The sequence below is a fragment of the Streptomyces sp. ISL-94 genome (assembly GCF_018614075.1).
Classification (GTDB): Bacteria; Actinomycetota; Actinomycetes; order Streptomycetales; family Streptomycetaceae; genus Streptomyces.
The window spans coordinates 56,469-66,795 of record NZ_JAGGOZ010000065.1 but is presented as its reverse complement, the minus strand read 5'-3'; the positions used below and the strand labels follow the sequence as shown (position 1 = coordinate 66,795).

At 72.8% G+C, this 10,327-nt stretch carries 8 protein-coding genes and 1 pseudogene; 5 read left to right on the top strand and 4 right to left on the bottom strand.

Annotated features, from left to right (window positions below):
- Positions 1 to 15: 15 nt before the first annotated feature.
- Positions 16 to 1,377, bottom strand: coding sequence for an FAD-dependent oxidoreductase (locus J7E94_RS20995; protein ID WP_215017649.1), 1,362 nt, complete (start codon positions 1,375 to 1,377; stop codon positions 16 to 18).
- Between the two features lie 160 nt (positions 1,378 to 1,537).
- On the opposite strand from J7E94_RS20995, the gene J7E94_RS20990 reads away from it, so the two are divergent.
- The 3 genes and pseudogenes from J7E94_RS20990 (at position 1,538) to J7E94_RS20980 (ending at position 2,590) form a co-directional block, all read left to right on the top strand.
- Positions 1,538 to 1,786 (top strand): Imm49 family immunity protein, encoded by a 249-nt coding sequence (locus tag J7E94_RS20990; protein WP_215017647.1) that lies wholly within the window; start codon positions 1,538 to 1,540, stop codon positions 1,784 to 1,786.
- Between the two features lie 36 nt (positions 1,787 to 1,822).
- Positions 1,823 to 2,014 carry a DUF5302 domain-containing protein gene (locus tag J7E94_RS20985; protein ID WP_215017645.1) on the top strand — a complete coding sequence of 64 codons (192 nt, stop codon included), beginning with the start codon at positions 1,823 to 1,825 and terminating at the stop codon, positions 2,012 to 2,014.
- Positions 2,015 to 2,182: 168 nt separating this feature from the next.
- Positions 2,183 to 2,590: pseudogene (locus tag J7E94_RS20980) on the top strand (rodlin).
- A 37-nt stretch (positions 2,591 to 2,627) separates the two neighbouring features.
- Here the strand turns inward: J7E94_RS20980 and J7E94_RS20975 are convergent.
- From J7E94_RS20975 to J7E94_RS20965, 3 genes are all read right to left on the bottom strand, one after another.
- Positions 2,628 to 5,417, bottom strand: coding sequence for a LuxR family transcriptional regulator (locus J7E94_RS20975; protein ID WP_308345400.1), 2,790 nt, complete (start codon positions 5,415 to 5,417; stop codon positions 2,628 to 2,630).
- 192 nt (positions 5,418 to 5,609) lie between these two features.
- Positions 5,610 to 7,370 (bottom strand): S8 family serine peptidase, encoded by a 1,761-nt coding sequence (locus tag J7E94_RS20970; RefSeq protein ID WP_215017661.1) that lies wholly within the window; start codon positions 7,368 to 7,370, stop codon positions 5,610 to 5,612.
- Positions 7,371 to 7,758: 388 nt separating this feature from the next.
- Positions 7,759 to 8,511 (bottom strand): DUF1838 family protein, encoded by a 753-nt coding sequence (locus J7E94_RS20965; protein ID WP_374224477.1) that lies wholly within the window; start codon positions 8,509 to 8,511, stop codon positions 7,759 to 7,761.
- Between the two features lie 259 nt (positions 8,512 to 8,770).
- Here J7E94_RS20965 and J7E94_RS20960 point away from each other — a divergent pair, with 259 nt between their 5' ends.
- Both J7E94_RS20960 and J7E94_RS20955 read left to right on the top strand, forming a co-directional pair.
- Complete coding sequence (locus J7E94_RS20960) at positions 8,771 to 9,382, top strand: sigma-70 family RNA polymerase sigma factor (protein WP_215017643.1); 612 nt, start codon at positions 8,771 to 8,773, stop codon at positions 9,380 to 9,382.
- A complete protein-coding gene (locus J7E94_RS20955) occupies positions 9,379 to 10,101 on the top strand; it encodes a zf-HC2 domain-containing protein (RefSeq protein WP_215017641.1) in 723 nt (240 codons plus the stop codon). The genes J7E94_RS20960 and J7E94_RS20955 overlap by 4 nt, the downstream gene beginning before the upstream one ends.
- The last annotated feature ends 226 nt before the right edge of the window (positions 10,102 to 10,327 follow it).

Below are 10,327 nucleotides of genomic sequence, written 5' to 3'. Positions count from 1 at the left end.
TTTCCGGTCACAGCACTAGGCGCCGCTCGCGTCGAGCATGTCCTCGCGCTCGACGATCTTCACGCGCTCCCGGCCCTGGGGCTCACCGAGGGCCTTCTCGGCCGCGTCGAGCCGGTGCCAGCCCTCCCACGTCGTGTAGCGGACGCTGCGCTCGGCGAGGAAGGACTCGACGGCCTCCGGCGCGGGCTCGGCCGGCGTGTGCAGGCGGCCCTCCGCGTGGTCGGCCAGCAGGTTCGCGACGGTCTCGTTCGCGTCGCCCTTGGTGTGGCCGATCAGGCCGACCGGACCGCGCCGGATCCACCCGGTCACGTACGTCGACTGGCGGTGTCCGCCGGCTTCGATCACGCGGCCGCCCTCGTCCGGGACCGTGCCCGACTCGACGTCCCAGGGGAGCTTGGGCAGCTCGTCGGAGAGGTAGCCGACGGCCCGGTACACGGACTGGACGTCCCAGTCGGTGAACTGGCCGGTGCCCTTGACGTTGCCGGTGCCGTCGAGCTCGGTGCGCTCGGTGCGCAGGCCGACCACCTTGCCGTCCTCGCCGAGCACCTCGGTGGGCGACTCGAAGAAGTGCAGGAACAGTTTGTGCGGGCGGTCGCCGATGTCGCGGATCGCCCAGTTCTCCAGGGTCTTGGCGACCATGTCCGCCTGCTTGTTGGAGCGGCGGGTCGCGATCGAGCCCTCGTCGTAGTCGATGTCCTCGGGGTTGACGATGACCTCGATGGTGGGCGAGTGGTCCAGCTCCCGCAGCTCCATGGGGCTGAACTTGGCCTGGGCCGGACCGCGGCGGCCGAAGACGTGCACCTCGAGCGCCTTGTTGGCCTTGAGGCCGTCGTAGACGTTCGGCGGGATCTCGGTCGGCAGCAGCTCGTCGGCCGTCTTGGCCAGGATGCGCGCGACGTCGAGGGCGACGTTGCCGACGCCGAGCACGGCGACCTTCTCCGCCTCCAGCGGCCAGGTGCGCGGGACGTCCGGGTGGCCGTCGTACCAGGAGACGAAGTCGGCGGCGCCGTAGGAGCCGTCGAGGTCCACGCCCGGTATGTTCAGAGCGCGGTCGGCGGTGGCGCCGGTGGAGAAGATCACGGCGTCGTAGAAGGAGTGCAGCTCGTCGAGGCTGATGTCGTTCGGGTAGTCGACGTTGCCGAAGAGACGGACCTGCGGCTTGTCGAGCACCTGGTGCAGGGCCGTGATGATGCCCTTGATGCGGGGGTGGTCGGGCGCCACGCCGTAACGGATCAGACCGAAGGGCGCCGGCATCTTCTCGAAGAGGTCGATGGACACACCGGGCTCGGCGGCGGCCTCGGACTTCAGCAGCGCGTCGGCGGCGTAGATCCCGGCGGGGCCGGCACCGACGATTGCTACTCGCAGAGGGCGAGGCATGGCAAGGGTTCCCTTCGAGCGACAGCACAATCGATCAAGGGAACCCTAAGCGAAGGCAATCCTAACCCGGCACCCGGTACAGGGTTATGACCTCATCAGCAGAACTTATGACCTCCCAAAGCCATCCTTGGGGGCCAACGGTCTGTATACGACCCCTCTTATGCCGGCCCGTAAAGATCGAGGGCGACCTGAAGGCTTCGCACGGGCGCCGGCGGACGCGCTGGAGGAGCACCGGGAACACCACGAGGTCGGCGCCCTGGGCCGGGAGCCCGAGGCCGCCCTCAGCCCGGACGTCCTGGCGCTGGTCTGCCACGCCCGGCGCATGGGCCGGCCCGTGCCGGTGGGCTCCCCGTACCTGCCCCAGGAGCTGGTCACACGGAACTCGCTGGTCAGCGGGCACGCCAGCTGACAGACTGAAACGGCTTGACAACCCCCAGGAGGACACATGGCTGACGAGACAGACACCCCGCAGGACGAATCACCGGCCGACGAGGCCAAGCGCAAGTTCCGGGAGGCGCTGGAGCGCAACGCCGCGAACGCCCATTCCCAGCAGGCCCACCAGAGCCGCGCCAAGGTCCAGGGTGCGAGCAGCGGCCCCGGCGGCAAGAACAAGAAGGTCCGCCGCAAGACCGGCTGACCCTCACACGAGGTGCTCCGTCTCGCCGTCACGGCGGCGGGACCGGGCTGCCCCGGCGTGCCGGGCCACCCGGGTGAGTGGGGACAACCCCGAGCGTCGCCGGCAGTTGATCAGGGCGTCCCCCAAGGGCGCCCATCACTGCGACAGAGCGACAGAAGGATCCCCCGGATGCTCAAGAAGTTCCTGGTCACCGCCGCGGCACCGCCTCCGTGATCGGTGTGGGCGCCGCGGCCGCCGCCCCGCGATGGCGATCGGCAACGACAACGGCGTCAAGACGGTCAACGGCAACGGCGAAGAGCAGATCTACGGCAACCAGGAGACCAAGGGTGCGCTGAGCCCCCAGGCCGGCCTGGTCCAGGGCTCCCTCAACAACTCTGCACCGGCCTGCCGGCCAAGGCCAACGTGCAGTCCATCCTGCTGCTGATCAACGTGGGCGTCCAGGACATCCCCGTCCTGTCGAACCCCCAGAACCAGCAGTGCGCCGAGAACTCCACCCAGGCCAAGGGAGACGAGCCGCTCTCGCACCTCGTGGACGACATCCCGGTCCTGTCGGGCAGCCTCTCGCATGGGAGCTGACCCCCACGGTCCTGCGGCCCCGCGCCGGCGTAGCCTGCTACGCTGGCGCGTTTCCGTGTGACCGGGCGAGCGACGTGGCGAGTTGGGCCCGGGAGCGGACGTCGAGCTTCTGGTAGATGCGGGTCAGGCGTGCCTCCACCGTCTTGACGCTGAGGAACAGCTTCGCCGCGGCTTCCTGGTTGCTGGCCCCCTGGCTGACGAGCAGCGCGAGGCGGGTCTCCGCCTCGGTCAGGGTCGCGATGGCCGCCACCTCCGGGCGGCCGGCCGCCTCGCCGGGAGCGGGCTCCCTGGAAAGCTCCGTCCACGGAGTGGCTCCCGCCCGCTCGAAGACGCCGGCCGCCGCCAGCAGCGCGGCGCGGGCCGGTGCGCGGCGCCGGCGGCGGCGTTCCACCCGGGCGAGCGCGAGCAGGGTGCGCCCGCGCTCCAGCGGCAGTCCCAGGAGGTCGAACCGCTGCGCCGTGGCCTCCAGGACCCGGACGGCCTCGTCGGCCTCGCCGTGGGCGGACAGGCACAGGCCCCGGGCCCGGTCGAGGGCGGCGACGACCCCGGTACGGCCGAGGCCGCGGGCGACCGTGCGGACGGAGTCGATCAGGCGGGCGGCCTCGTCGGGTGCGTCGGCGGCGACCAGGGCCTCCGCGAGCTCCCCGTGCCAGCGCAGGATCGAAGGGTCCACCACCTGCTGGGCGGCCTCCAGTTCGGCGACCCGGCGCAGGGTGGCGACCGCCTTCGCCGCCTCGCCGGTGGCCAGTTCGACGAGGCCGAGCGCGTGCAGGCTGCGGGAGAGGAAGACCTGGTCGTGCTCCTCCTGCGAGGCCTGGATGCCGCGCCGGGCGTATCCGGCGGCGCGCGCGAAGCTGCCGCCCGCGGCCTCGGCCATCGCGGCGACGTACCAGGCGGGGCCGGGCGAGAGGCCCGCCTCGATCGTCAGCTCCAGTGCCTGGCGGGCCCGGGCGGAGGCGGGCGCGCACCGGCCGCTGCGCAGTTCGACCTCGCTGAGGCTGCGCAGGACCTCGAAGACGTCCTCGGCGGAGCCGGTGCGCTGGACTGCGGGCAGCAGGACCATCAGCTGGTTGCGGGCGTCGTCGAGACGGTCGTCGAAGAGGGCGTGGCGTACGGCGAGGTACTGGGGCGCGTTGCGCATGCCGAGCGGCACCTCGGGGGCCGGCAGGGCGAGGGCTTCGGCCAGGATGGCCTCGGCGCCCGGGTCCCCGAGGATGCGGCCCATGCGGGCCCGTACGGTCAGGGCCATGGCCTGGGCGGTCCGGTCGCCGCCGAGCGCGGCGAGGGCGCCGGCCCGGGCGGCGGCGTCGCGGGAGCGGACGGGGTCGCCGTCGCTGAGGTTGTGCTTCCAGGCGATCCGCAGCTGGACCGCGGCCTGGAGGGAGGGGTCCCCGGCGGCTTCGTCCATGGCGTACGCGAAGGTCTCGTCGAGGGCGCCGAGGGCCTGCCCGGCGGCGTCGATGACCGCGAGCCGGGCCCGTACCCGGTCGGCGGGCGAGGCGTCGCGGGCCAGGACGGCCCGGGTGGCGAGGCGCGCGAGGTCGGCGCGGCCGGCCCAGCCCGCGTCCTCGGCGGCGGTGACGAGCCGGGCGAGTTGCTCGCCGGGCAGGTGGCACGGCGTACGTTCGGCTGCGAGCAGGCCGAGTTCGGCGGCGAGGGCCCGCTGGCCCCGGCGGCGGCAGACCGCGGCGGCTTCGGTGATCTCCGCGGCGAGCCACTGGTCAGGGGTGTCCACGGCCAGCGCGCGGTGGCGTACGGCCTGGACCGGGTCGTCGACGGCAGCGGCCAACGCGGCGTGTCCGGCGGCGCGTTCCGGCCATCCCGCGTCGGCGGCGAGTGCGGTGGGCAGGGCGCCGGCGGTGAACTCCACGGTGCCGTCCTCCCCGACCCGGACCAGTGCGGCCCGTTCCGCCTCGGCCAGCTCCGCCTCGGCGTCGGGTCGCCCGGCCCGGCGCAGCAGGGCGGTGGTGGGGCGGGTCGCGAGGGCGGCGAGGAGCAGGGTGCGGCGGGCCTGGGCGGGGGCCTCGGCCAGCAGCCGTCGGGCCACCTCGCGGGCCTGTCCGGAGACGGGCAGGGTGTCGGCGTGGTGGGCGCCCCCGTCGCGGGAGCCGGCGGCTTCGGCGAGGGAGTGCCCGAGGGCGAGGGCGAGCCGGGGGTTGCCGCCGCTGGCCTGGTGGATGCGGCCGGCGAGGCGGGCGGGGAGCCCGTGGCGGACGAGGAGTTCGGCGACCTCGTCGGCGCCCAGCGGGGGCACCCGAATCGAGGGGGTCCCCGTCCCGCAGAGGGATTCGCCGACCGGTGCGCCGCCCTGGACGCATTCGGCGACGAGGACCCGCACGCGGGGCGGGGTGAGCCGCAGGGCGAAGCGGAGCAGGTCGGTGCTCTCGGCGTCGAGCCACTGGGCGTTGTCGAGGACGAGGAGGACGGGGTGGCGGGCGGCGAGCGTGCGGAGCACCTCGACGACGGCGAGGCGCAGCGCGACGTGGTCGCGGCCGGCGCGGGGGGCGTCCGCCTCGCGGCACAGGAGGGCGATGGCGGTGCGCTGCGGGCCGGAGAGCCGTTCCAGCGCGGCGCCCGGGACGGAGGCCAGCAGGGCGGCGGCGGAGGCCTCGGGTATCCATTGGTCGGCGGCCTCCGGGGCGAGCCGCAGTACGGTCTCGCGGCGGGACGCGGCGGCGGCCGCGACGGCGCGGACCACCTCGGTCTTGCCCGCTCCGGCGGGTCCGGTGAGCAGGGCGCGGCCGTGCTCGGTCAGGGCGCGGTCGACCGCCCTGATCAGTTCGCCGTGTCCGACACCTGTGTCAGCGTGCCCCGTCGCCGCCACCACGCACAGCCACCAGCCTTCCGGTTCCCCTGTGCCCTTCCTGTGAAACGCGACAATACGAGGTCGGATGCCGGGTGGGCCCGCATTGTGACGCAGAAATCAGCCAGAGGCCCGGAAAACCCGTCGGACCTGCCGATACGAGGTGTATCAGCAGGTCCGCGGGCTCTGTTGGTCCGTACTATCGGCCCGTCAGGATCAGAAGGTGAGGTTCCAGGAGTTGATGTAGCCGGTGTCGCCGCCGGCGTTGTCGTTGACCCGGAGCTTCCAGGTGCCGTTGGCGACCTCGGAGGAGGCGTTCACGGTGTAGACGGTGTTGATGTTGTCGGCGCTGCCGCCGGCCCGGTTGTGCACGGTGTAGACGGTGCCGTCGGGGGCCACCAGGTCGACCTTCAGGTCACCGATGTAGGTGTGCACGATGTTCACGCCCACCTTGAGGGTGGACGGGGCGTTGCCGGCCACACCGCTGACGGTGATCGGGCTCTCCACGGTGGTGTTGTCGCCGATGGCCACGTCCGCGGTGTTCTCGAAGACCGGGGTGGTCGGGGTCGAGGTCACGGCCGTGACGGTGGCGGCCGCGTCGGCGAGGCCGGCGCCGCAGCCGCCGGTGCAGGTGCCGGCGAGCGGGCGGGCGTTGGCCTTGATCGCCGACTCGATCTGCGCCGGGGTCAGCGAGGGCTTGGCGGCGACGAGGAGCGCGGCGAGGCCCGCGACGTGCGGGGCGGCCATGCTGGTGCCCTGGTAGGGCTTGTAGATCTCGGAACCGGGGGTGGTGGTGCCGGAGTTCAGGCTGGAGAGGATGCCGTTCTCGGGGGTGGTGACGGTGCCGGGCGTGTCGGTGGCGCGGCGGGTCTCACCGCCCGGGGCGGCGACGTCGATGATCGAGCCGTAGTTGGAGTAGAAGGAGCGGTCGCCGGTGCGGTTGCTGGCGGCCACGTTGACCACGTTGGCGCAGCTGGCGGGCGAGAAGCCGCTGGCGTCGGAGTTGCTGTTGCCGGCAGCCACGACGACGGTGGTGCCGCGGGCGACGGCCGCGTTGATGGCGTTCTGGTAGCTGGTGCCGCAGGCGCCGGAGCCGCCGAGGCTCATGTTGATGACCTTGGCGGGGGTGGCGTTGGCCGGGATGCCGGGGACCGAGCCGCCGGACGCCCAGGTGATGGCGTCGACGATGTCGGAGGTGGCGCCACCGCACTTGCCCAGCACGCGGACGGGCTGGATCTTCGCGTTGTACGCGATGCCCGCGACGCCCTTGGCGTTGTTGGCGGCCGCGGCGATGGTGCCCGCCACGTGGGTGCCGTGCCAGGAGGAGTTGCTGGCCGTGGAGCCGGTGCCGCACTCGCCGGCCGCGCTCCAGTCGCCCTGGTCGGCGGCGTTGCTGTCGCGGCCGTTGCCGTCACGGGCGGCGGTGGAGTCGCTGATGAAGTCGTAGCCGGCGACGATGTTCGGCGCGACGTCCGAGTGGGCCACGTAGCCGGTGTCGATCACGGCGACGGTGACGCCGGAGCCGGTGGTCTTGTCCCAGGCCGCGGGAACGTTCATGCCGGCGGTGGCCTCGAAGAGGTCCCACTGCTTGGCGTACTCGGTGTCGTTCGGGGTGACGGCGGTGGCGTAGGCGCGGGTGTCCGGCTCGACGTAGGCGACGTCCGGGTCGGCGCGGAACTGGGCCATGACGTTCGCGGCGTCGGCGGGGGCGGTGGTACCGCCCAGGCTGACGAGGGCGGCTCCGGTGCCGAGGCGGCGGTCGAACGTCGCCTTCTTGCCGGCCTTCTTGCCCTTGGCGGCGGCGTCGTCGGCGGCCGCGGAGTTGGAGCTGGCCTCGGTGGCGGAGGCCTTGTATCCGACGATGAGGTTCTGGACCGGGGCGGCGGGGGTGGCGGCCGAGGCGGCCGGGGCCGCGGGGGTCTCGGCGGCCAGGGCCACGGCGGCGGTGGCGGAGCCCGCGAGCAGGGTGACGGACATCGCCACCACGGATATGAGCCTACGTCTGGATGCGTGCACGTTGTTCCCTTTCGCGGGCCGTTCCGGGCAGGCCGGATCGGCCGGTCGGTGCAGTGTGGGAGGTGTACCGGCGGCTGCGGAACCGGGGCGAGCTGGTCGAACTCCCCCCGGCGCCGCCGCGCGCCACGTTGTCCCGGCCGCGACGGCGGGGCTGGGCAACGGCGGTGCCGGCGATTCCCCGGGCCGCGCGGCATCACGCCATGTGGGGTGGGCGCGTTGGCCGTGACCTGGGGAAGATCGCCGGTGGGCAGACAGTAGGCAACGCGGAGATGAACCGGATACGGGGAAAACCCTTGTCCGCCCCCTGCCGCTCCCCCCTCGGGTCCTACCGCCGCCCTTCGAACCGCCGCTAAGGGCGGGGCGGGAGGAGTTTACGGTAGTACGTCCAGCTGGTTTCGTTCGGGTCGCTCCACTTCTCCGGAGCGTGGGCGAACTCGGGGTGCCGGTCGGCGATGTACGCGCGGGTGCGCTCGGGGACCTCGGCGTGGGAGCCGAGTTTGCGGCCCCGGCAGTGGAAGGTGAGACCGCCGGGGCGCTGCCCCTGTTCCATCCACGGCAGCCACGGCGACATCCGGGTCCAGGACATCGTCGACGGGACGCTCGGGGCGTCGGTGGTGAGGGCGGCCGCCGGCGCGAAGAACTGGAAGAGCTCCAGGGCGCGGTAGGTGTCGTCGGCCGACTGGGCCGGGTAGTCCGCCACCGGCAGGGGCGACGGGTAGGCCAGCGGGATCTCCAGGCTGAAGCAGACCTGGTCGCCCAGCTCCGTCACGGGGACCGGGAAGGGCCGCCACTGCTGGTTCGCGGGGTCGTTCCAGACGTGAACCACCGGTTTGTCCTGCCAGGTCTCCGCGATCTCCCGGGTGCGGGGGTCGAGGTAGAACGCGGCTTCCCTGGACAGCAGCCGGTAGCCTCCGGTTTCCTCGTCGGCGGTCAGGCGGGCGACGTTCAGCCCTTCGAAGCCGAAGAGCCGCTCGTACGGCTCCCCCGGGGCCCAGGAGTGGACGTCGCCGGTCCACCAGAAGGTGACCTCGGCGCCGTCGAGCGAGGCGCGGGTACGGGCGAAGGCGTCCAGGAGCTCGGCGGGCGTCATGGCGGTCGTCATGGGCCGTACTCTGTGCGGCCGCCGGCCCGCACGGCAAGCACGCACGGACAATTCGCCCGCCGACGGGGCCGGTTCTCGCCAGGACGGACCACGGGATGTTCGTGAACGCGATGACCGACCGCCAGATGGCGGCGGTCGGCGACTGCCTCAACGAGGGCCGCGACTGCCGGATGGGAGTGACCTACGCCACATGAACCGGAGCCGTCCGGCGGGCGTGTTCCGACCGCACCACTCATGCGAGGAAGACGGAGAGGGTGAGATGGCCGGACCGCTGTGGCCCCGCACTCGGCGGGGCTCGACCGATGAGGCACTGATCAAGTCGGTGTACGAGGAGCACGGTCACGCCCTGCTCGCGTACGCCACCCGGCTGACCGGGGACCGGGCCGCCGCCGAGGACGTCGTCCAGGAGACGCTCATCCGGGCCTGGCGGCACTCCGAGGTCCTGGTCAACGGGAAGGGTTCGGTACGCGGCTGGCTGCTGACGGTGGCCCGCAACATCATCACCGACCGCTACCGGGCCAAGGCCGCCCGGCCGCCCGAGGTCTCCGGGGCCTCGGCCGCTCCCCCGGTGGAGGCGGACCACGCCGACTCCGTGGTGGACACCATGACGGTCCTGGGGGCCCTCGACCAGCTGTCGCCGGAACACCGTGACGTGCTGACGGAGTTGTACTACCGCCAGCTCAGCGTCGCCGAGACCGCCGACCGCCTCGGCATCCCGGCGGGGACGGTCAAATCGCGTTCGCACTACGCGCTCAAAGCCCTGCGCGAGGTCTTCCGGGACAACAGTGCCAGGGACAGGACGTCCAGAAACGGCAATCGATCGGGCAGGCCGCCCCAGCAGCCCGCCGCACTGCGTGAGGTGGTGGCATGAACCGGCAGCGGCACGAGGAGGAACAGCTCGGCCCGTACGTGCTCGGAGTCCTGGACGAGGAGGAGGTCCGCCGGGTCGAGGAGCACATGAGCGGATGCGTGCAGTGCCGGCAGGAGGTGGCCGCGTTGCGCGAGATGGAGGCGGCACTGGGCGAGGTGCCCGAGGAGGCGTTCCTCGACGGATCGCCGCAGGGCGGTGACCTGCTGCTCCAGCGCACCCTGCGGGAGATGCGCGGGGAGCTGGCCGGTGCGCGGCGCCGCCGTGTGGGACTGGCCGGACTGGCCGCGGCGGCCTCGCTGGCCGCCGTGTTCTGGGTGGGTACGCAGCTGGGCGCCGGGGATCCCGGGCCGGTCGCGCTGCCGTTGCCGTCCCCGACGGTGTCGACGGCCCCTTCGACCCTGCCGGCCGGGACCAGGCTGGGCTCGGCGACCGATCCGGCCACCGGCGCGCGGCTGACCGTGCAGATGACCCCGGCCGCCCGGTGGGTCAGGGTGCACGCGGCCGTCACCGGGGTGCCGCCGGGCGAGCGGTGCCGGCTGGTCGTGGTCGCCAAGGACGGTACGCGGACCACCGCCGGCGGGTGGGTCGTGGGCAGCCAGGAGAACGGCGAGGGCAAGGGCGCGGCGCTGGACGGCTCGGCGGCCGTGGACCCTGCCGACGTCAAGGCGATCCTGGTCGAGAACGAGGCCGGCAGGGCGTTCGTGTCCGTACCGGTGTAGCAGACGGGCCGAGGACGTGAGGAGGTGACGGAGCCCGGGAGCATGTCCAGCTCCCGGGCTCCTGTTTGCCACCCGATGGCGCACACCGGCGGCGTTTGAGAGCCGCGGATCATTCTTAGATCGCCGTGTTCTGCCTTTGAACTACCGCGCCACGAGGAGAGGCGCAGGAGGGACTTGAACCCCCATCCGTCGATGATCGTCCGCGCTCGGTCGATCCGGTGTTCGG

Coding starts and splice junctions, on each gene's coding strand:
- J7E94_RS20995 (WP_215017649.1), bottom strand. CDS start 1,377: ATGCCTCGCCCTCTGCGAGTAGCAATCGTCGGTGCCGGCCCCGCCGGG.
- J7E94_RS20990 (WP_215017647.1), top strand. CDS start 1,538: ATGCCGGCCCGTAAAGATCGAGGGCGACCTGAAGGCTTCGCACGGGCG.
- J7E94_RS20985 (WP_215017645.1), top strand. CDS start 1,823: ATGGCTGACGAGACAGACACCCCGCAGGACGAATCACCGGCCGACGAG.
- J7E94_RS20970 (WP_215017661.1), bottom strand. CDS start 7,370: ATGTCCGTCACCCTGCTCGCGGGCTCCGCCACCGCCGCCGTGGCCCTG.
- J7E94_RS20965 (WP_374224477.1), bottom strand. CDS start 8,511: ATGACGACCGCCATGACGCCCGCCGAGCTCCTGGACGCCTTCGCCCGT.
- J7E94_RS20960 (WP_215017643.1), top strand. CDS start 8,771: ATGGCCGGACCGCTGTGGCCCCGCACTCGGCGGGGCTCGACCGATGAG.
- J7E94_RS20955 (WP_215017641.1), top strand. CDS start 9,379: ATGAACCGGCAGCGGCACGAGGAGGAACAGCTCGGCCCGTACGTGCTC.